This is a genomic window from Tateyamaria sp. 7Alg 36 (genome assembly GCF_059882455.1).
This window is the reverse complement of sequence record NZ_CM187613.1, coordinates 842,015-863,345: the sequence shown is the minus strand read 5'-3', so window position 1 is coordinate 863,345 and position 21,331 is coordinate 842,015. Positions and strand designations below refer to the sequence as shown.

The 21,331-nt window shown below is 60.3% G+C and carries 17 protein-coding genes; 5 read left to right on the top strand and 12 right to left on the bottom strand.

Features of this window, described 5'->3' with window-relative positions; genetic code table 11:
- Positions 1 to 294: 294 nt before the first annotated feature.
- From AC6GQJ_RS04180 to AC6GQJ_RS04165, 4 genes are all read right to left on the bottom strand, one after another.
- Positions 295 to 930, bottom strand: coding sequence for a tyrosine-type recombinase/integrase (locus AC6GQJ_RS04180; RefSeq protein WP_500773805.1), 636 nt, complete (start codon positions 928 to 930; stop codon positions 295 to 297).
- Positions 931 to 1,276: 346 nt separating this feature from the next.
- Complete coding sequence (locus tag AC6GQJ_RS04175) at positions 1,277 to 1,558, bottom strand: hypothetical protein (protein WP_500772069.1); 282 nt, start codon at positions 1,556 to 1,558, stop codon at positions 1,277 to 1,279.
- A 14-nt stretch (positions 1,559 to 1,572) separates the two neighbouring features.
- Positions 1,573 to 2,055 carry a hypothetical protein gene (locus tag AC6GQJ_RS04170; RefSeq protein ID WP_500772067.1) on the bottom strand — a complete coding sequence of 161 codons (483 nt, stop codon included), beginning with the start codon at positions 2,053 to 2,055 and terminating at the stop codon, positions 1,573 to 1,575.
- Positions 2,056 to 2,063: 8 nt separating this feature from the next.
- A complete protein-coding gene (locus AC6GQJ_RS04165; protein WP_500772065.1) occupies positions 2,064 to 2,369 on the bottom strand; it encodes a hypothetical protein in 306 nt (101 codons plus the stop codon).
- A gap of 1,547 nt (positions 2,370 to 3,916) precedes the next feature.
- Here AC6GQJ_RS04165 and AC6GQJ_RS04160 point away from each other — a divergent pair.
- The 3 genes from AC6GQJ_RS04160 (at position 3,917) to AC6GQJ_RS04150 (ending at position 9,300) form a co-directional block, all read left to right on the top strand.
- The gene (locus tag AC6GQJ_RS04160; RefSeq protein WP_500772063.1) at positions 3,917 to 5,590 is read left to right on the top strand and encodes a hypothetical protein; all 1,674 of its coding nucleotides are present in this window, start codon (positions 3,917 to 3,919) and stop codon (positions 5,588 to 5,590) included.
- A gap of 579 nt (positions 5,591 to 6,169) precedes the next feature.
- Positions 6,170 to 6,727 carry a heme oxygenase-like domain-containing protein gene (locus AC6GQJ_RS04155; protein ID WP_500772061.1) on the top strand — a complete coding sequence of 186 codons (558 nt, stop codon included), beginning with the start codon at positions 6,170 to 6,172 and terminating at the stop codon, positions 6,725 to 6,727.
- Entirely contained in the window at positions 6,724 to 9,300 is a 2,577-nt protein-coding gene (locus AC6GQJ_RS04150) for an HWE histidine kinase domain-containing protein (RefSeq protein WP_500772059.1), read from the top strand. The genes AC6GQJ_RS04155 and AC6GQJ_RS04150 overlap by 4 nt, the downstream gene beginning before the upstream one ends.
- 61 nt (positions 9,301 to 9,361) lie before the next feature.
- Here AC6GQJ_RS04150 and AC6GQJ_RS04145 read toward each other — a convergent pair whose 3' ends face one another.
- The 8 genes from AC6GQJ_RS04145 to AC6GQJ_RS04110 form a co-directional block, all read right to left on the bottom strand.
- Entirely contained in the window at positions 9,362 to 10,747 is a 1,386-nt protein-coding gene (locus tag AC6GQJ_RS04145) for a PepSY-associated TM helix domain-containing protein (RefSeq protein ID WP_500772057.1), read from the bottom strand.
- 67 nt (positions 10,748 to 10,814) lie between these two features.
- The gene (locus AC6GQJ_RS04140; RefSeq protein WP_500772055.1) at positions 10,815 to 11,186 is read right to left on the bottom strand and encodes a hypothetical protein; all 372 of its coding nucleotides are present in this window, start codon (positions 11,184 to 11,186) and stop codon (positions 10,815 to 10,817) included.
- An 82-nt stretch (positions 11,187 to 11,268) separates the two neighbouring features.
- On the bottom strand, positions 11,269 to 12,150 hold the full coding sequence (locus AC6GQJ_RS04135; RefSeq protein ID WP_500772053.1) for a metal ABC transporter substrate-binding protein: 882 nt from the start codon (positions 12,148 to 12,150) through the stop codon (positions 11,269 to 11,271).
- A gap of 14 nt (positions 12,151 to 12,164) precedes the next feature.
- The gene (locus AC6GQJ_RS04130; protein ID WP_500772051.1) at positions 12,165 to 12,503 is read right to left on the bottom strand and encodes a hypothetical protein; all 339 of its coding nucleotides are present in this window, start codon (positions 12,501 to 12,503) and stop codon (positions 12,165 to 12,167) included.
- Positions 12,500 to 13,270 carry a DUF4198 domain-containing protein gene (locus AC6GQJ_RS04125; RefSeq protein ID WP_500772049.1) on the bottom strand — a complete coding sequence of 257 codons (771 nt, stop codon included), beginning with the start codon at positions 13,268 to 13,270 and terminating at the stop codon, positions 12,500 to 12,502. The genes AC6GQJ_RS04130 and AC6GQJ_RS04125 overlap by 4 nt, the downstream gene beginning before the upstream one ends.
- Before the next feature lie 18 nt (positions 13,271 to 13,288).
- Positions 13,289 to 14,458, bottom strand: a complete 1,170-nt coding sequence (locus tag AC6GQJ_RS04120) for an ABC transporter permease (RefSeq protein ID WP_500772047.1) — start codon at positions 14,456 to 14,458, stop codon at positions 13,289 to 13,291.
- On the bottom strand, positions 14,455 to 15,123 hold the full coding sequence (locus tag AC6GQJ_RS04115) for an ABC transporter ATP-binding protein (protein ID WP_500772045.1): 669 nt from the start codon (positions 15,121 to 15,123) through the stop codon (positions 14,455 to 14,457). The genes AC6GQJ_RS04120 and AC6GQJ_RS04115 overlap by 4 nt, the downstream gene beginning before the upstream one ends.
- On the bottom strand, positions 15,120 to 15,701 hold the full coding sequence (locus tag AC6GQJ_RS04110; RefSeq protein ID WP_500772043.1) for a hypothetical protein: 582 nt from the start codon (positions 15,699 to 15,701) through the stop codon (positions 15,120 to 15,122). Before AC6GQJ_RS04110 ends, AC6GQJ_RS04115 begins: the two co-directional genes overlap by 4 nt.
- A 167-nt stretch (positions 15,702 to 15,868) precedes the next feature.
- Between AC6GQJ_RS04110 and AC6GQJ_RS04105 the strand changes: the two genes are divergently transcribed.
- Together AC6GQJ_RS04105 and AC6GQJ_RS04100 are read left to right on the top strand one after the other, a co-directional pair.
- A complete protein-coding gene (locus tag AC6GQJ_RS04105; RefSeq protein ID WP_500772041.1) occupies positions 15,869 to 17,269 on the top strand; it encodes a hypothetical protein in 1,401 nt (466 codons plus the stop codon).
- Entirely contained in the window at positions 17,266 to 21,321 is a 4,056-nt protein-coding gene (locus tag AC6GQJ_RS04100; RefSeq protein WP_500772039.1) for a hypothetical protein, read from the top strand. Before AC6GQJ_RS04105 ends, AC6GQJ_RS04100 begins: the two co-directional genes overlap by 4 nt.
- Positions 21,322 to 21,331: the final 10 nt, after the last annotated feature.

The following is a 21,331-nucleotide window of genomic DNA, read 5'->3' as shown; positions in this document are numbered from 1 at the left end:
TCAAATTCCACTCGGCCTCCCGCAATCAGATTGCTCGTGCCAATAATCGCCCCAGTTTCGGTTGCACCCACTGGCGACCAACCAGCCCCGCCTTCGAGCTCTTAGATTTCGGTCTTGAAGCGCAACCCATTCAAAATAGGGATATCCACAACATCTCCGTCAGCTGATCGACGTTTGACCCTCTCCAAAATGCTGTACAATGCACGAATGTCGGCAATGCGGAATGCGACCGCAGTATGAGAGTTGGTTGGTGAATGTTTCTTATGGGCCGTCCTTTTCGAACGGCCCAAAGATTTAGATTTCAATGGCCTCCGAGATTGTCAAGGCATCTTCGAGTTCAACGCCAAGATATCGTACTGTACTGTCCATCTTGGTGTGACCCAGCAAAAGCTGAACAGCACGCAAATTGCCCGTTTTCTTATAGATTTGTGTGACCTTCGTCCGTCGTATTGAATGCGTACCATAAGCTGTAACTTCCAAACCAATGGACCCAACCCAGTCCCGCACGATCCGCGCATATTGACGCGTCGAGATGTGCAGGCGCTCGTGGAAACGTCCTGGCCAAAGAAATTCGGACCCGACCATCAGGGGGGCTTCCATCCATTTCGCGACCGATACCCGCGTGCCTTCCGAAATTTCAAACTGAACCGGTTTTTGAGTTTTGCTTTGTAGTACGGATGCCCGCGCTTTGATCTGCCCTGACGCCATCACATCAACGACTTTCATCCGGACGAGATCACAGCCACGCAGTTTGCTGTCGGTAGCCAAATTAAACAGGGCAAGGTCGCGATGGTTCTCCGCCAGCTCGAGCCGTACGCGGATTGCCCAGACGTGTTTGGGCTTCAGCGGGAATTTTTGACCGACGATGCGCCCTTTGTTCCAAGCGGGCCGAAGCGCGCGAATGGCCGGTAAGTTTGGTGTTTGCTTGATAAATCCTCCGATCCACCATTCCCTCCCACAGCGGCAACCAGACGTTGACAGCCCTGTATATCACAAGATGTGCAAAAACCGCGAAAGTCCGCAATGAGCCCATTTTGCTTGATGCTGCACCTTGCACCAAAGTCCGCTCCTAGCGCTGTGGACAAAAACATGACAAAATAAAATCGAGTTTTGCCAACGGTTTGTAACACAGTGTTTTTCAATGATTCCGGCGGCATCAACGCCAGTGAAAAAAAACGACCGTTTTTAACCATGATATTCTGGCATAGGGTTATTGGCACGCACAGACATCTTCGCAGCGCGCACCACTAATTTTCACTGATCGGTGGAGGAGCGTTCAGTTGTTATCGATGTGGCACTTAACAGACGCTACGGCTTCCCGAGTTTGGAAATCTAAAGATACCACATCAACCGACCCCTCTACATAGGCGCTGGTTGTATCAAGCGGCTTTCCATCGGAGTTATACGCAGTGCAGAGGAAAAACGTTTCTGACTGCTTCAGATCAGATAGCCGTATATCGACTAATTGGGTCACCGAAATGATGTCGCTTTGCGAAAACGCAAACACAGGTGGTGATGGCAGTGCGGTGAGCAGAATGAAAAAAGTCGTTTTTCGCATAAACTTCGATCCACTCACGATGAAGAAGCTTCTGAAAGACAGTGTTCTAATACTGTACGGCCTGCCGCGGTACTACCGCGCGGACTAAAGGTATCGGACACCTTGATATCGAGTGTAGGAACAATAATCCCCACAGGTATGGACTTGCTAGCTACGATCATATGCTCGGCGAGACGGCGCAATGCAGATTTATCCGTGACCTTAACGGCCACATACTTGTCATTCCACGATGTTAGAAGAGCGTCCGCCTTGTATCTTTGACCAGTTTTGTCGACATGCAAAAACTCAGCGGAAATTTCTGGAATACTACCCGTGTTATCTCGAATCAGGAACACAAAAAACGGCTCTGAAGAACTGCCGCACTCAAACCGTATCAGGTTACCATTGTCGCCAATGGAAGACGCCGTAACGTTCACGTTTCCAAAAACATCTTCGCCAGAGTTTTGAACGTCCCAATACGCCAATGCGCTTGAAGAAAACGCCAAAAAGAAAGACACGGAACACATTATGCTTTTGAGCATGACAACCTCTCTTTGTATCCTGCAAGGACCGTTTCTAAGGAAAGCGGCCGCAATGTAAATTGTTTTGTTAGAAGGTTACGGGAAAGGTCAGATATCTTGACTTTCTCTTCCCTCTTTTTGATCGGCGAAAACCACCGTTTTTGACCGGGCAGGTTTCTTGAAAGCTGACCTTGGCGCAGCCGCAGCGAAAGCACACTATGTCCGGCATTGCAGTCATCGGCTACGCCAGAATGCGGCGCTTCATTGCCAATGTCCGCTTCGGGTAAGCTGCACCGCAGCGTATTGATCACCTGCGAATGTCCGGTAAGGGCCATTCCAGTTTGAGGCACAGCTATGCTATACTGCCCTATGCAGACGTACTTTCAGGTCAGTCCATTGTTGACAGAACTTTTCAACTCGCACCTTGATCTCTTCGCTCGGGTTTAACACAAAGAATGTCCTCGGGCTGTAGGCGGTCGCCCTTACTGCCAAGCCTGGCATCCCGATTTCTCCAAGCCAATAATTGACCTCGGCGTCATGGCCACCTCGCCGACGAGTGTTATGATGGTAGATTATAGCGCACCGCCCTTTGGCAAGCTCCTGGACCTCGGAGAGTGGCATCTGCTTGCCGAATGCCGCCCGCCCCCTTCGCCAATCTGAGTCATCAATGATTCCATTATCGGGGTCTGCGAATACGAGGTCGCACTGGGATAGACTGTCCGCCAGCTGCTTGAACCAAGCGGTGCGCCAGCCACGGCGTTCACGAGGTGATATCACACTGTGGTCTACGCTCTCGTCAAATGAGATCGCGCCTCCCAGCATCGGCAGCAACGAGTTGATCGAACGTGCATCTTTCGTGATATTTCGAAGGTGGCTGAACAGGGTCGGGTCTAAGTGTTTGTATCGTTGCGGTTGATCGAGATAAGAGACGTGCCGCCCATTCCCGTTGTGATCTTCGTCAGGGTACCGGTACCAAGCAACGCCCAGCTGTCGTCCCGATGAAAGGGCTCTCAGTAGCCCGAGTTTTACAAAGTCGCCAACATCTCCAGCGTATCGGTCTTGCATTTGGTTTATGCGGTTCCCTTGGGGCGTTAGTGCAGCACCAAAAAGTATAGCGGATTTGACGCGTGTGGACCACCGACGCGTCATAGCAACTACACTACATGATGGATGAACACCCCGGGAGGCAGCGAGCGGCGCGGAAGGACCAATTTTGCAGTTGCAGCACACATCTGGTTTTGCGGACCGTACCCCACCCAGTGACGCTGATTGCAGGTGTCCGCTTTGGCCCGCTTCCACTCAATAAGAACGTCAGCTTACAGCTCGAACACGGGCATCGTGATCTAACCAAAAATGCTGAATGGGGGCAGAACGTTGAGACCCCAATTAGGCAATCCGCGCGGTACCTTTCTCCGTATCCGCTTTGGTCAGTGGAGACCATCCCTCGGCCTCACCCCACCAAGATATGGCCCTCAGCCACAGCTCTGGCGTTTAGGGACCACCATCACAATACCCAACAACTGAATGTCGGGGCAGCAGCGTAGCAATAGCTTCAGCTGGCTATGCTGTCTGACCCTCACACTCACTCCCCATCAACATCAACATAAAGGAAACGCTTATGGCGCACGCTTCAGCTTTGGCCACTGGGACCGCTATCTCTATTCCGCATGGCATGGCCCCGGTGGTACAAACACCATTAAGACCCTTAAATGATAACTGTACCACTAAGCTAAGCTCGAATAGCTTGGCTGATGCTACGATCTCCTCCCTCCTTTCCGTGTTGGAGGGAAGGGCTGGGGGTCAGCTCCATCAGGATGTAGCAGAAGCCTTACGTGTATTGGTTGCTACGATGGAAGCTATGGCTGACGGGTCAGCACCGTCTCACTTCTACCTGTCCAGCCTTGATCCTGGAATAGGGAAGACCACCACGCTGATCCATTTCGTTCAGGAACTCCTGAGGTCTGAACAGCATAAAGATGTTGCTATGCTACTCTGCTTTGCGCAGTTGGAGGAGATAGAGCGGCTGGTCAAAGATATGGGTCTGGATAAGGCTGACTTCGCCGTCCTGACAAGTGACGATAAGGTAAATGGCTTAAGCTCCACCCCTGAGGCTGAAGCTCGTGTGTTGTTCACGACCCATGCCATGATCAAAAGCCGTTGCGGTGGCCGTGATCGTGACTTCTCGGAAGCTGAGGAGTTCTACTTCAAAGGCAGTGTTCGCACGGTCCGTATATGGGATGAGGAAATGCTGCCAGGTGAGGTGGTCTCTCTCAACACTGACCAACTTGCCGCGCTGCGTGACCCACTGAGAACTTCGCATCCAGCGCTAGCATCGATTGTCGAGGATCTGGAGTTGGCCCTTAAAGCATCTGATGGCAAAGGCACCTTTGATTGGCCCGACATCCGACAGGTCGCAGGGATTACCCTACGAACAGCTCAGAGTGGTCAAGAAAAGCAACATGCTGATTACCTCGGAAGACTTTACGCTCTATCAGGGCGCCGTGTTCTGCTGCGCCGGCCCCACAACGCACAACAGGTTATCTCTGCGCTCGACTGCCGAGACGCGATACCAGAAGACTTTGCCCCTGCGGTGATCCTTGATGCCTCAGGCCGTGTGCGTTCAACCTATGGCCAGTGGGAGAAGCACAGGGGTAACCTCGTGCGATTGCCATCAGCGGTCAGGGGCTACAGCAATCTTTCTGTCCGCGTCATGGATAAAGGTGCTGGTAAGACCGCATGGGCTAAAGACGGAGAAGCGCTGGCTCACGAAATTGCCAAGCTAATCGACAGTAAACCCAGTGAGGAATGGCTGGTGATTTACCACCAAGGGGTCAATCGTGGAGCCATCCCCGATCTGGTCAGGGGGCAACTCAGTTCAGACCCGAGCCGTGTCCGCTTCCTCAACTGGGGCAAGCATAGGGGGACGAATGAGTTCCGTGATATCCCGAACGTCATTCTAGCAGGTCTAAATACCTACTCGGAGACCGACTACGAAATGTTGGCCAGGTATTATTGCGACATCCCAAGCAGCCAAAGTGTTCCCAAGTCCCTCATCAACGACATGCAGGATGGCGAACACATGCAACACATTCTGCAGGCACTGTGTCGTGCAGCGCTTAGGCAGGGCAGCGGATTGGAGTGTGGTCCCTGCAACGCCTACATCATAGCCTCGGCACGTTCGAGGGTGCGCGAGCTGCTCCCCGTAGTCTTCCCTGGATGTAGGGTTGGCACTTGGGCGCGGTCTAAGGAGAAGCCCAAAGGCAAGGTTCAGGAGGCTCTGTCCTATATCAAGAGGTACTTTGAGAAACATCCAAATGGAGTTTTGATGTTCACAGAGCTACGATCTCACTTGGGGTATGATGCTTCCAACTTTAGCAAGCGCATACGCAAACACGACAGCTACATAGCTGGGCTGGAAGAGCTCGGCGTGGTCGAGGTCACTGTTGGCAACTTCCGTTACCGCAATGCTCTTCAGATGACGCCTAGTCTCTTCGGTCCTGTGGAAGGCGCGAGCTATATCGCGGGTGTTTAAGCTAAAAAAATGCGAGCGCCTTAACATTAGATAGGGCGTTCGTTTCTCCCCCCACCCCCCCCACCTAAGCTGCCTACAGGGTCTCGTACAGTCAGCTTCAGGGGCAGCATAGGCTGGTCGGTGGTCAGTTATGCCTGACAGCGCAGATGGGCCTCTCGGAGCAGCTTAGGGGCTGCACTGGCCACCGTAGACCATATTGTAGACCAGACCGCGCCTATTGACTGGAGTTCACTACCTCCGATATCCCTTGTTTTGCTGGGGTTATCAGCTGAAGCAGTGCCTGTAACGGGAACACAACATCCGTGTGGGGGCACCACTTCTTCCAAATAGCTGAAGATCCGTTGACGTGCTGTTGCGCCGATTGGTGGCGCGTATCCGGGAAAATCCCAGTGCTTTTGCCCAACCGGCAGGCCACGCTGCGGCACCTTTCGCCCGTTCACCAGACGTTAATTTGTGGTTCTCAAGGCAAATCAAATGTGCTGCTATGTCACAGGTTAAAGACACGTCGGTGACTGAGTGCTAGGCTGTTGGCCTAGACAGCAAGATGCCCTACACGTCTTCGCTTTCGTGGGGGCCACTTTGAATACAGATTTCCGCCAGATTCTGCGTCTTGAAACGCGACAGGCACATGACGATCTTGATGCGCGCATCTCGACGCTGGATATCGCGCAGCCTGATGGTTTTGCACGGTTTTTGCGCCTGCACCTGACGTGTTTCTCGGCGATGCATGCCCATACGAATGAGGCGTGTCAGTCGCGCGCGACGCTGGACGGGATGGTCACGGCACTGCGGGCTGATGTGCAACGCTTTGACGGGGGGCAGCCTGCGCGCGCGCATCCCCTGTCTGGTCCGCTTGATCCGCTTGCCATCGACTACATGGTGGCGGGATCGCGGCTTGGGACGAAAATCTTGCACAAAACATGGGCGGCATCCGCGCATCCGGCTGTTTTGCGCGCCAACAGCTATTTCGGGCAGGAAATCGACGCGACATTGTGGCCGCAGACCTGTCAGGCGCTAACGAGCGTCAATGCTGCCAGCGCACGCGCCGACAAGGTGGTGGCGGACACCCGACGACTATTCAAGATGTTTGTGACCGTTTTCCAAGACCTGGGCACAGATCAGGAGGCCCTCGTATGAATACCGACAACGTGCACCTTGACCCGAATGAAACGGTCGATCTGACCAATTGCGACCGCGAGCCGATCCACCAGTTGGGCGGCGTGCAGGCCTATGGCTGTCTGATCGCGACCTCGACGGATTTCATGGTCAACCACGTATCGGCCAATGTGCAGGATCTGCTGGGCATCTCGCCGGTTGATGCGGTGGGGGCGCGGCTGCACGATCTGTTGCCCGAACCCACGGTGCATGAACTGCGCACCAAGCTGCAATTGCTGAACATCGAAACCTCGTCCTCGCGGGTGTTTGGCATGGATGTGCTGGGCGACGGGGTGCTGTTCGACGTGTCGGTACACGCGCTTGGCCAGAACTATGTCTTTGAATTCGAACCGAAACTCGACACCGAAGACCGTGACGAGATGAGCATGGTCCAACCCCTTGTGGCGCGGGTGCGGCGGGCCAAGGATGTGCAGGCGACCTGCGAACAGGCGGCGATGGCGCTGCAAATCATGTCCGGTTTTGACCGCGTGATGGTCTACCGCTTTGACGAGGACGGCGCGGGCGAGGTGATCGCCGAAAGGAAACAGCCCAATATGGAGCCGTTTCTGGGCCTGCGCTATCCGGCGAGTGACATTCCCAAACAGGCGCGCGCGCTGTATCTGCGCAGCCACTTACGCCTGATCGCGGATGTGGACGGGGCGGTGTCACCCATCGTCCCGCAGACCAATGTGATGGGTGAACCGATGGACATGTCGCTGGCCGTGACCCGTGCAGTGTCGCCGATCCATCTGGAATATCTGCGGAATATGGGCGTTGCCGCCTCTATGTCTGTGTCGATTATCAAAGAGGGCAAGCTGTGGGGCCTGTTCGCCTGCCACCACCAGACGCCGCATCATATCGACTTTGAACGCCGCACGGCGATCGAACTGTTTGCGCAGTTCTTTTCCTATGAACTGATGCAAAAGATCGACCTTGTCGCCCGCGAGCACAGCGTCGATGTGCGCCGGATGCATGACAACCTGATGATCCAGATTTCGGGCGGCACCAGCCTGATTGAAGGGTTCGAGGTGATCGCGGACGAATTGTCGGGCCTGATCGCCAATGACGGTGTCGCGGTATATTCCGATGGGCATTACGCCGCCTTGGGCGAGGCACCGGACGAGGCGGAGTTCAAGAAAATGGCCCGCTTCTTGAACACGGCGCCGATGGGGCAGGCCTTTGCCACACAGAACCTCGCCGCGCTTTATCCCGATGCCGAAGGGTTCAAAGCCGATGTGGCGGGCCTGCTGGCGGTGCCGATTTCGCGCACGCCGCGCGATTACATCGTGTTTTTCCGCCGCGAGGTCGCGCGGTCGGTCCGGTGGGCGGGCAATCCCAACAAGCCGGTCGAGGCAGGGCCAAACGGCACGCGCCTGACCCCGCGCAAAAGCTTTGAGGCCTGGACCGAAATGGTGCGCAACACCTCGTCAAAGTGGACCGAAAACGAAATCCAGATCGCCGAATCCCTGCGCGTGTCGCTGATTGAGATCGTGCTGAAACTGACTGATGATGCGTCAGAAACCCGCCGCAAGGCTGCTGACACCCAAGAGTTGCTGATCGCGGAGCTGAACCACCGCGTGCGCAATATTCTTAACCTTATTCAAGGGCTTGTATCGCAAAGCCGAAGTGGCGCGCAGGATGTGGCCACCTATACCAAAGTGCTGGACGGGCGCGTGCACGCCCTTGCGCGTGCGCATGACCAGTTGACCAACAAGGAATGGGCCCCCAGTTCGCTGCGCCGCCTGATCGACGTGGAGGCGAACGCCTTTCTGGACGGGGCAAAGGACCGTCTGGTGATCACCGGCGACGCGCCCATGCTCCTGCCCGAGGCGTTCTCGACCGTGGCGCTTGTTCTGCACGAATTGGTGACAAACTCGGCCAAATACGGGGCGCTGGCGGACAGTTCGGGCATGGTGACGGTTGATCTGCGCATTCAGGACGACGGCGCGCTGTTGCTGGAATGGCGCGAGCGCGGCGGCCCGCCGGTCAAGGCGCCCACGCGTCAGGGCTTTGGCACCACGATCATCGAAAAGACCATTCCATATGAGCTGAAGGGCACGGTCGCCACGCGCTATGCGGTGACGGGGTTCGAGGCGGATATCATGCTGCCCTCGACCGCGATTTCCGACCAGCAAGAGGTCTATACCCCCGAGCCCGCGCCAGAGGCCAAAGACCCCCGCAAAGCGCCAAAAAACCTGCACGGCGAGGTTCTGATCGTCGAGGATAACATGGTGATCGCGCTGGATGCCTCTGACATTCTGACGGCCAACGGCGCGGCGCATGTGCATATGGCCAGTTCGGTCGAGGACGCGCTGAAATTACTGGAGGAGAACGAGATCACGTTCGCGCTGCTGGATGTGAACCTTGGCGCGCAGACCTCATTGAAGGTGGCCGAGGCATTGGCCGCGCAAGCCATCCCGTTCATCCTTGCCTCGGGCTATGGCGACGCGGGCGAGATCACCGCGCAATACCCGCCCGCACTCGTGGCGCGCAAACCGTTCACTGCCGAGGCGTTGAGCAAGGCGATCACCGCCTGCCTGCCCGATCTGGACTAGTCGCACCGCAGCATCCCCAAAGTGACATGCGCCGCCCGTAAAAACGGCGCATGTCAGGGATTTAGCTCAGGCTCGCGCGCAGGCGGGGCAGGCGGGACAGCACCAGCAGATCAAAGCTGAGAAGGCAGAGCACGGCGATCCCCGCCATGGGAAAGGCCATGCACAGGGCCAGTCCGACCAGCACCGCGCCCTTCCACAGCGGCACATCTTTGGGCATGGGCGGCGCGGCAAGGCGCCCGGCCTGCGCAGGGCGACGCTTCCACCACATCACCACAGAACTCGCGCACAGGAACAGCACCAACAGACAGACGGCGGTGTTGGCCAGCACGCTCCACAAACCCAGCGTGCCCATATGCAGCGCGATCCCGACCGCCATCGCCTTGCCCGCAAGGGAATAGTCGGCAAACCGCACATCGGCGAGGATCTTGCCGCTGAACTGGTCCACATGCACCGTCCGGTCCGACATCGGGTCCGTGCTGTCGGTGTTCATGGAATCGCGGCTGATCGTCCAGACGCCGGTGCCCGATTGCGGCAAGTTCAACTGGTAGCGTTCGGTAAACCCGATCTCGCGGGCGAGGGCGTCCATACTGTCAAGTGTCACAGGCCCCTGTACCCCATCCTGCCCCGCCATACTGCCCGAGGCAGGCATTGGGGTCTGTTCCAGCGCCCAAGGCACCTCGCGGCGCGCATGGTTCATGCTGGCGTGGATGTCGTCGGACAGGGGGACATTGTCCCATTTCTCGGCTGGAAACTGGCTCCATGCCTGCACCATCTTGCCGCCCCAGATGCCCGCCCATGACAGGCCGGAGATCAGGAAAAACACCAGAAACACAGACAGCCAAAGGCCGACGACCCCGTGCAGCGACCGCCACAGGCCGCGCCCGCGTCCCAACCGTGGCAACAGCGCGCGCCGCCATGCGCCGCCCCGTGGCCACCACATGTACAGCCCCGTCGCCACCAAAACCAAGGCGAGCGAGGCGGCGGTTTCCACCATCCGGTCGCCGGTAACGCCCAGCATCAGGTCCGAATGCAACGCGTCGGCAAAGTCATACCAGCCGCTGCGGCGGGGAAAGGTCTGTACGACCTGCGCAGTGTAAGGGTCCACCGCGACCATGATCGCATCGCCATCCGCATCCACGCGGAACAGCGCGGCAAGACCTGCATCGCGGGGGGCCACATATTGTTTCAGAACGCCGTCAGGCACGACTGCCACGGCTGCCTTGGCCTGTGCGCTGACGGGCTGCGTGATCTCTTGGGCCGTCACGGCGGTGCGTTCGCCGTCGCGCCCGTCGATCCACGCGATCCACAGCATTGCCATGCCGGTCAGGGCCAGCACGGCCAGAAAAGGGATCACGAACAGCCCTGCATAGAAATGCCAGCGCCATGCGGCAAAATAGAATTTGGATACGCGCCCCTCGGGCTGCGCGTCAGTGGTGGTCGATGTCATATTGTGGCTCCACGCCTGTTGGCCCGCATTTGGCGGGCGTTGATCTCGAGAAAGGGAAAGGTCGAGGTCAGGCGTGGGGTGGGGCGCGGGTCAGGCGGGCTGGGTCAAGGGCGCGCGTCTCGTGCAAGCGTTTGGCGACAAAGGCAAAGCGCTGCGTGCGGTCGGTTGTGACAGGGCGCGCACAGGGGGCAAAGGGTGGGATCAGGGCCGCGCCGGTCAGGCGGCAAGTCTCGCAGCTTTGGTTCTGCGCGCCATCCTGTTCATCGACGGGGCCGCAGATGTCGCCCAACGCGCCCCCCGCCGCCACATAGCGCGCCAGTTCCGGCGTGAGGTTGGTATAGCCGTTGGGGCTTTTATGGGCGAATCCCGTTGCCACCATCGCGCAGACCAGCGCGAGGATCAGGGCAAGTTTCGACAGGATAAGCGGGCGTTTTTTCACACAACAGCGCGTAGAATGTTCCGCGCCCCATGTCGAGAGGGCGTGTCGAGAGGGCAGGCAAAGATGCCCGCCCGCCGCGTTCTTATTCTGCGCCCGCTTCGACCAGTGCCGTGACGGCCGCCATATAGGCCTGCGGATAGGATTGCCCCTCAACCCCGTGCGCAAGCGGTGCAAACACAACGTTCTTCACCCCCAAGGCGCTGGTCGCCTCAAACGCGGCGGGTGGCGGCGTCGCCTCCCAAATCAGGATGCGCGCGCCTGTGGTGTCGATGAGGGTCGTTAGGTTGGCAAGGGCGGCTTCGTCGGGCATCTCGCCGGCTTCCCACTCAAGTGATGCTATGGACACGTCATAGCGGCGCGCAAAATACTGATAGCGCGGGTGGGTGGCGATCATCGGCACGTCGACCAGACCGGCAAGCGCCGCCTCGGCCTGCGCATCCATCTCTGACAGGGTGTCGCGCAGGCTGGTCAACCGCGCGTCCACATCGGCCTCGGGCGCGAGGTCGCGGGCCGTGATGGCGCTGGCAATGGCTTCGGCCTGTGCAATGAACAGGGACGGGTCCAGCCATGTGTAGGACGCCAGCCCCTCGTGCGAATGTTCGCCGCCATCGCCATGGCTGTGGGTGATGCTTTCGGTTGTGATGAACCGGTCCTCGATCCCCGCTGTGGTGTTCACCACCTTGGATCGCGGCAGCGATACGCGGTCCACCCATGTGGCAAAGCCCGCACCGTTCAACAGGATCAGGTCCGCCGCTTGAAAGGCGCTGATGTCCGCAATGGCAGGCCGCCAGAAGGACGGGTCCACATCCGCTGGCACGGAAAAGGATACGTCGCCCGCATCGCCCAGCAGCGTCTGCGCCACAAATTCTAGCGGATGGTTCACCACCACCACGCGCGCGGCCTCTTGCGCCGTGGCGGCAAATGTCGTGGCCAGCATCACGCCGCTGGCAAGCAGGGTTTTCATAGCATGTTTCATGGTCAGCTCTGACAGCTTTTGGCTATGTCGTCGGGGGTGACGATCCAGTAATTGTCGTGGCTACCGGTATCGACTTCGATCACAAGGCCGCCCGAATGGTCCACATCACTTAGCGGCACAGACAGCGTGCCGTCTTTCTGGATCGGCAGGGTTAGCAGCAGGGCGTTTTCACCGTCAAGCACGCGCACATCCGCGATCTGCACCGCGTTCCCGTTCGAGAATTTCGCCTCTACCAGAACCGCCTTGCAATCGACCGAGGCAAAGACGGTCAACTGGTGTGCAGCCGCCCCCACAGGGGCGACAGCGGCGCAAAGACAGGCAAGGGCGGTGGCCCGTATCATTGGCCGGTCCAGTCTTCGAAATGGACCCAGATCACCGCGCCCAGTTCAACGGCCTTGTCCTGCCCGTCCTGATCCAGCGTGTAATCGGCTGTGTTCAGCGCGGCAAAGCCCCACCAGCCCGCCGCAGGGGGCGCATAAGTGAACACGCCGTTGCCATCAGCCTTGACCGTCTGGGTGATCATCAGATCATCCGGAGCAGTCGCCCCTGCGTCTTTGTTGTAGAACTCGACCTCCACCTCGGCGTAAGGCACGGCCTCTCCGTCCAGTTTGACGATGCCCTGAAACACGTTGTGTTCCCACAGGCCAAAGGGTTTGGACAGCGGCACGATCTCGGTCTTGAGGCCCAGTTCCGTGTCCCAGCCTTCGTCATCGCCATAAGCGGTCACATAGGTCTTGGTGTAGTGGATGATGAACGCATCTTCGGCAGGTTCCCAATAGGGCTGGGGTTCCATGGCGAAAACATAAGTGCCGGGCCGGTCAAGCGGATAGTCCAGCGTATAGCCCTGTTCGTCCAACACCGTCTGATCCGTCAGTTCGTTCAGCAGGTCGGTGGTGTTGCCGTCATGCGTAACAGAAAAGGCCACCGGCGTGTCCAGCGTCATGCCCGCCAGTTCGAACGGGTGGGAAAAGGACATGGTCAGCCCGACGCTGCGCCCGTCCTCTTGGCTGATCATCGGATCGGAGGGGATGATCATCCCGTAATGGGCCAGCGCGGGCGAGGCGGCGATCAATCCTGCAAGGGATGTGGTGATAAGATGACGGAACATGAAACCTCCTTGAACGTATTAAGATCCAAGCGCGAGCAGCCAGCCCACCCACGCTTCTGCATTTCTGGACACGATAGCCGCACCAATCACGGCAATCACCGCTGAAATAGAGAGTAATGTGATTGTCTCGGCTGACAACAGCCGCAACACCATGCCCCGCCGCGCGCCCAGTTTGACGGCAGTGGCAATTTCCTTGGCCCGCAAGCGATAGCTGAGGAACACCGCCAGCCCGATGGCCGCAAAGGCTGCGATAGCGATGATCAGCGTCACCACATCGAGCAGCGATTTGATGCGGAAAATACGGTCCACCAGTCCTTGGATCACAGCAGCGGGGGCGATCAACTGGCTGGGGTTGTCGCTGTCCAGATAGCGCCCCTTGAGGATCGTGGCCGACCGGTCGTCATACGGCACCACAATCACCGCCGAAGTGGGAAAGCCGTCCTGACTGCCGTGAAAATGGAAGCTGTCGATATTGTCATCCGTGATGCGCTGGTACTGGACCACGGCAGCATTGGCGACAGCGTCACCGCCTGCGGCAACTTCGTCGGCGGTCACCACATCCTCGTGGCCGTGGCCAATGCCCTGGATCACCCATGCGGTCTTGATATCCACAAACACGGCCTGATCGTCCGGTGTATTGGTGCGCTCCAGCACGCCGACAATCGGCATTTCCAGCGGGTAGACACCGTCAAGGTCGAACAGGTTCTCGGGCGAGGACACAAGCGTGTCGCCCACGCCCTTGCCCAAGGCCGCAGCCACATCCGCGCCGATCACCGCATCGCCCAGCACCGACAGGCCGCGCCCTTGCGCGATGCTCAGGTCACGGAAGTCGAAGTAGTCCAGTGACGTGCCGACAATGCGAAATCCGGCGGTCGAAAACGCCGCGTGCACAGGGATGGGCAGGGCAAGGCTGCTGTCCCAGATCGCTTCGACCTCGCGCATGGGCACAGGGTCGGGCCGTTCGTCCGAGAAATACAGCGCGGCCATGGTCAGATCGAGTTGCGAGCCGCGACTGCCCAGCAACAGGGGCGTCGCATCGCCCCGCGCCACCAGCGCGCGTTCACTGGTGGACAGCAGGATTTGCGTGGCCACCGGCACAAACAGGATTAGCGCCGCTACCAGCGTCAGCACCAGACTGCGCGCCCAGTGATAGCGCAGGTAAGCAAAGGCGAGGTAAAGCGCGTTCATGCTGCACCTTTCTGACGGAACTGCGCAAAATCCAGCACCCGTTCAAAACGCGGCAGCAATTCATGGTCATGCGTCACGGCCAGCACGGCGGCACCGGCCTCGGCGGCCTGTTCGAACAGCAGATCAAGGATGCGCGCCTTGCTTTCGGGATCAAGGTTGCCGGTCGCCTCATCCGACAGGATCAGCTTGGGCTGAGTGACAAGCGCACGGCAAATGGCGACGCGCTGCTGTTCCCCTTGGCTGAGGGCGGTGGGGTGGCGGTCAAGCTTGTCGCCGATGCCGCACGCATCCGCGAGCGCCTGCGCCCTGTCACGTGCCGCTGTGTCGAGTTTCAACGCCGGTGTGATCCGGTAGGGGTACAGAATGTTCTGCCGCGCCGAGAGGTAGTCGAGCAGCGCAAAGTCCTGAAACACAAAGCCGATCGTGCTGGCGCGAAAGCGGCGGCGCTGTACCTCGGACAGGGTGGCGACATCGGTGCCTGCCACGTCGATACTGCCCGATTGCGGCGTCAGAATGCCCGCGATCAGGTTCAACAGCGTGGTCTTGCCACTGCCGCTGGGGCCGACGATGGCCACCCGTTCCGTATCGCCTAAGGTAAAGGACGGCACATGCAGGCCGAAACTGGTCGCGCTATAGCGAAAGGAAAGGTTGTCGATGCTGATCATTGATCTTCCGGCGGCGCGACAAAGGTTTCACCGGCGGCGTCGCGGTTGACCCCGCGCAGCTCGAAACCGGTAATGCGCCACGCCCCGTCCACGGGCGCCACGTCCAGATCGGCGCTGTAGGTGTTGCCGCGCACGTGCAGATGTTCGGCATGGCCGACCGTGCCGACCACCTGCCATGAGGCATCAATTGCCAATGTCGCCCCGTCGCGGGCAATGCGCGTGTCCAGAAGCTTGATCTCGTGAATGGTCTGGTCGGCCTCTTCCAGCCCGCCGCCCGCCATCGCACCGACCCGTTCAAGGTACAGGTATTCCAGCGCCTCGCCATGGGTCACGCTTGCCAGCGTGTCATAGATCGCGTCCTCTTCGGTCTGGCCGAAGGCGTCATAGACCACCAGCAACAGGGCAGGGGTCAGCCGCCAGAACTCCAAACTCGCATCGTCCACGGTCATCGGTTCCAACCCCGGGGCGGTGTAGGCCTGCGTGTCGTCCGCACCATCGCGCGTCAGCACATAGGACCCGATGGCCACACAAAGGGTCAGGCCAAGCGCAAGGCCGATCAGGGTCACGGGTCGGTTCATCGGCACAAGCATCCAATCGGAAAAGCCATCAACAAGGGCAACATGTTACAGACGCCTGCGGGTTACAAGCGGGTCCGGCGTGGGTGGCGGCAGGTACAACTATGAATTGATCTGGCGCGGCAGTGGCCCTAGGGTCAACGGCATTTGATAGGGGGAATTGATCGCCCATGCCGCTGACATCGACACAACTGGCTTTTCTTGAAACGTTCATTCTGAAAAGTGCCATTGGCGCGAATATCCACGACGACCGCGTCGCGCCCCCTGACGGGCAAAGCGTGAATGACCTGCGCGCGGCGGCCTCGAAAATTCTGAAAACCGTGCAGGATCTGAAAACGCCCCCTGATGCTGTGGCCACGGATGTGCAGGCGCTGGCCAGCGCCCGCGGCGCGGTGTCTTCGATGCTGGATGATCCGCCGACGGCCGCAGGCGTGCGCGCCGCCGCGCAAGAGGCCAAGGCGATGAGCGCGCTGCACGCCGAGGTGCTCGAACGGGTGCGGCTGGACCGCGAGGCGCGCACTGCCCGCAAGGCGAGCCTGCAAAAGGCGCTGGGCGCGGTTGGCGATCTGGGCGACGCCGAAACCCTGCCGCAGGAACGGCTAGACCTTGCCACCCTGAAACAACAGGTGGCCGAGGCACTGGCAGGCACGCCGCCCTCGGGGGATGATCTGGACCGCGCCGAAGGTGATATCGACCGCGCCACGGCCCTGATCGACACAGTCACCAAACGCATCGCCGCAGAACGCGCCGCCCGCGCCGAACAGCGCAAGGACATCCTGACCCAAGCCGACAAGGCCACCGTGGATGACAAGGCCGAGGCGAGCGAAAAGGAACGCCGCCTTGAGCTGTTCAAGGCCGTGGTCAGCTCGCTGGAAAGCGCCACGCCCAGTGCGGACGACATCACGGCAGGCGACAGCGCGCTGAAACTGCTGCTGGAATATGTGCAACAGGTCACAAAATCGCTGGAGGAAGATCGCAAGCCCCGCTTTGAACGGGCCAAGGCGGCGCTGGATCTGCTTGGCAAGGTCGATACTTCTTTGCCCGATGCGACACCCCCGACCGAAGCGACCCCCTTGGTCGAGGCGCAGAGCAAGCTGCAAACCAAGCTGGAGCGGCTCGCCAACTGGGATAACATCACCAGTTGGGGCGCGACGGATCTGGATGGCGTGACAGAGGAGATCACGCAGATCGATCAGCAATTCACGCAATTGCGGGACAAAGTCACCCAAGCCGCCGAGGCGCTGAGGCTGGCCGTTGAGGATGCGCGCGCCAAGATCGCTGCGCCCGCGACGGGTGGCGCGTTTTCGACCTCACAATCCAAGGCGCTGAGCGATGATGTGGACGCGGCAGAGAAGGAAGCGCAGGCCGATATCCTGAACGCCGCTGCCGCGCTGGCGAAACTGGCGGGGATGAGCAAACGCGCGGTGCAACTGGCCCGCGTGCGTGGCGATCTAGACCGCCGGATCAAGGCGGTGACGGCCCCCACGGGCGGCACCAAGGCCGAACAGGACCGCTGGGCCGTCCTCAAAGCAGCGGCAGAGAACGCGCGTGACGCAGTGGTGATCTCATGAAACTTGATACGGCACTCGCCGCCATTGTGGCGCTGGAACGTTATACTGCCGAACTGGCCGATATTCTGGCCGCGCGGGCCAAGCTGATGCCGAATGTGGACAGGGCGGATGTGGATGCGTTGGCCACATCGCTTGGCAGTATCGAAAAGGTCGAGGCGATGGCCAAGGCGCTGCCGTCCAAACCACCACTGGCGGACCTGATCGGCGCATTCGGCTCGGCCAAGGAATTCGGTGATTTCGTCGCCGGAAGTCTGGGCGGCAATGCACAGGCGCTGGTCGCGCTGGTCGACAAAGGCTGCAAGCGCAAGCCGGCCAAGTTGAAGGAACTGGCCGACGCCTTTGCGAGCGATCCGGCGCAGTTGTCCAATGTGCTGGACGGCGGCGGGCTGGGCGCGCATCCCGACGCCTTGGCGGAGGTTCTGGCCACCGGCTGTGGTGGCGATGCGGCCAAGATGGTGGACTTTTGCAAGACCTTTGATGACACGACCAAGCGCGAACAGTTGCGCACCGCGCTGGACGAAGGCGGTCTGGGGCAGGCCCCCGCCGCGCTCGGCCCTTTGGTGGATGGCGACGATGGCGCACTGTTGCTGAAAATCGGCAAGGACGCGGACAAACCCGCGCTTGCCAAACTGGTGCAATCGGGCGGCATGGGGGGCAAGCCGCCGGATCACCCCGCCACCCTCAAATCGGTGCTGGTGGACGCCTTGGGCAGCGATCCCAAGAAACTGAAAGAGCTTTATGACGGCTTCCCCCATGACGCGCAGGGCGACGTGCCGCAGCTGCAATCCTTTTTGCAGGCGATGAACGGCAAGTCCCAGACGGGCGAGGCGATGGCGGGCGAACGGATGGCGGACCTGATGGACGGGTTCAAGCGGCGCGATCCGACCAATGCGGGGACAACCGCGCAACAAGTGCAGAAAATGGCCGCCTTTCAGGGCCATGTCACCACCAATGTCGTCGCCGCCCGCGCCACACGGGAAAGCGGCGCAGGCGGTCTGGCGGCGGCGGGTGCGGTGCTTGAGGCGCGCAGCGATCCGGCGGGCGGTGTGACCGTCGGCGGCGCGCTTGGCGCGATGCCCGACGGCGGGCAGGGCCTGTTGATCGACCTTGCCACCGGTGGCGACAAGGCGCGGCTGGCGGCAGCGCAGGCCGTACTGGCAACCGGCCCCATGCAGATCACCGCGTTGGAAGGGGACACTGCCAACCGCACCCCCGACACCGAGGCAACCGAAGCCACCCGTGCCGCGATCAAACAGGTGACCGACCTCTCCACCGCCCTTGCCAAGAAGACCGACGGCGGCACCGCCACCGAGGTCGCCGCCCTGTCCACGGCCTGCGACGCGCTGATGCTCGCCGCAGCGGGTGAGCCCGACAAGGATGTGCGCGCCGAGGCAACGACCAAGGCCAAAGCGGCGCTGGACACCCTTAAATCCGCGCTGGCATTGCAGGTGATCCACGCCTTCGGCGCTGTCACAGGGGCGGATGACCAGAAATCCGCCCTTGGTCGCCTCGCGGCGGTCGAGCAGCGTATCGCCGACGACGGCACCGCGACCGAAGACGAAAAACAGGCGATGGCGACCCTGTCGCAAGCAGCGGCGCAAGGGCTGCGCGCGCAGGTGTTGGCGGGGCAGATCACCGACACAAGCGCCAGTGCGGACACGGTCAAAGCCGACGTTGCCAGCGCATTGGGCAAGGCCGACACCGACCCCGCCGTGACAAAGGAACTGGCCGACCGCAAAGCCGCCGCCGAGGCCGCAACGCTGCGCGCCACCCAAATGGTCGACGTGCTGAAAACCGCCAAACCGCCCGTTGATCCGCAACTCTTGGCCCAAGCGGGGGAGGTGGCGGAACAGGCCGCGCTGTGCGGGCGCGCCACGGCGGATGCCGGTGCGATGGCAGCAGCACTTCAGGCGGCCAAGGACGTGTCGGCAGAACTTGCCAAACTGTCCAAGCGCCTTGCTGCGGCGGCTGAATTCGCCCGCGTCGCTGCCGCGCCCGCCGCCAAAGATGGACTTGTCGCAGCGGGCGAAATCTCGGCCCTGATGCAAGGGCTGACCCGCGATGTGCGCGACGGGGTGGCCAATGCCAGCACGGCCCAAGCCGCGCTTGAGGACGCGTTGAAAGCCGCACAAACCAGTGCCATTGCCGTCGCCGAGCTTGCGCGGTTGAAAGCGGCAGGCGACAGCGCGCTGGACAGTGCCGCGCAGGCTGCCGCCGAACGGCAGGCTGCCCTTGATGGCACCAGCGTGGATGACGCCAAGCAGACCGCCAACACTGCCGTCCATAAGGCGTCGGAGGCTGCAAAAACTGCCATCGCCGCGCTGTCGGGCCTAAGCGCGCCCATTGATCCCGTTCTGATCAAGGCGGCAAGCGACGCGGCAGAGGCTTGCGCGCGCACCGCCGGCGCTGCCACCGACAAGACCGAGCGGGACGCCGCGCTGACCCAAGGGCCGCTTGCCTCGAAGGCAGCAAGCGACGCGCTCAGGGCCAATGCGGGCCACATGCAAGCCGCCCGCGCCAGTGCCGCCACCGCGAAGGCCAAGACCAAGATGTCCGACACCCGCGCGCTCGAGGCCGGATTTTGCGCCAATATCCCGGCCAACCGCGCGGGCGTCAAAGCGGAACTCGACAAGGCATTCGCCCAGATTGACGAGGCCGCAAGTGCCGAATTGGCCGTGCTGGCCGCCGCCGATACGGATGTTCAAACCGCCCGCGCCGACGCCACGAAAGCGGCCGCAAAAGCCGCCCGCCCCGGCGCGCGCAGTATCGAAGGTTTGAGGGCACTGACCGCCGATATGGCGTTGCAGGCCAAGGTGGCGACCCTTGCCAAAACGGCGGCGACCAGCGCGGTTGCGGGCCTTGCCATGCCGCCGGATTCGCCGTGGCCGCCATCGGGCCCGCCCTATGCCGCGCCCACCGCACCGGTCGCGCCGACGGCGGACCAGTTGAACAAGGCGACCGTTCTGGTGCAGGCGGCGATCTCTGCCGCGACGGCCCGCGTTGCCCTCGCCACGAAATACGTTGATGCGGCCAAGGAATATGACCGCCTTGCCAAACTGATCCCCGAGCCCGAGCGCACGACCGAGGAAAAAGCCGACGCCAAGGACATCGCCGATATCTGGAACTCTGGCGGCACCGACAAGGGCGCGCCGAAAGAGAAGAAAGACGCCGCCGACGCCTTGGTCGCGCTGGTCACGCTCAGCGACAGCCTGAGCGAAAAGGCGGCGCGGACCATGAAGATCACGCAATTGTCGCGGATGGTTTTCGTCTCGACGACCAGCTATAAAATGCCGCCCACAACCGTTAATGCAGCCTCGGATGCGGATCTGGAAAACGCCGCCGGTTTTGCGGATATGACCGGCACGCGGGCGTTCAAAACGGTCAAGATGCCCGACACCAGCCTGTCCACCACGCCGCCCGCCACGGGCGATGACCTGCTGGCCACAGGGGCGAACATGGCCAAGAAACCGCTGCCCAGCATTGCCACCGCCAGCGTCGCCATCCCGTCGCATAGCGACAGCGTCATGGACCTTGAACATATGTGCGAACGCCATGCGCGCGAGAATTTCACCTATGCCCCCGGTGAATTGAAAGACGAAACCGACGTGTTGATGAGCCAGTTTGTAAAGACCCGCGCGGGCGGCTTGTCACGCGGTCCGGCGGATGAACCCACGGCGGCCATGATGTCGATGGCTGAAAAGAACGTGCGCAATATCGGCACGGGCAAGACAACGTCGCTTTGGCCCGAGGGGATTTCCGCGACCGAGATCAAGGACGGGGCAGCCGCGGCGCTGACCAAGTTGAAGGCTGCCGCAGGCAATCCAACGAACTTTGTCGCGCATGTCTGGGCGCAGTCGGGTCATCGCCTGTCGGACATGCTGGACAATGTGACCGTCGGCTCGCACACGCTGAAAGTGTCGCTAGGTGTCTCTGCCACCGGTGACGGGACAAATACGGGCGACAAAATCAATGTGCGCATGTTCTATCCTATCGGTCAGGAAAGTCTCACGGTAAAAGGCTGTAACAACCTCAAGAACGCGTTGGGCACATAGGCGCGAGTAA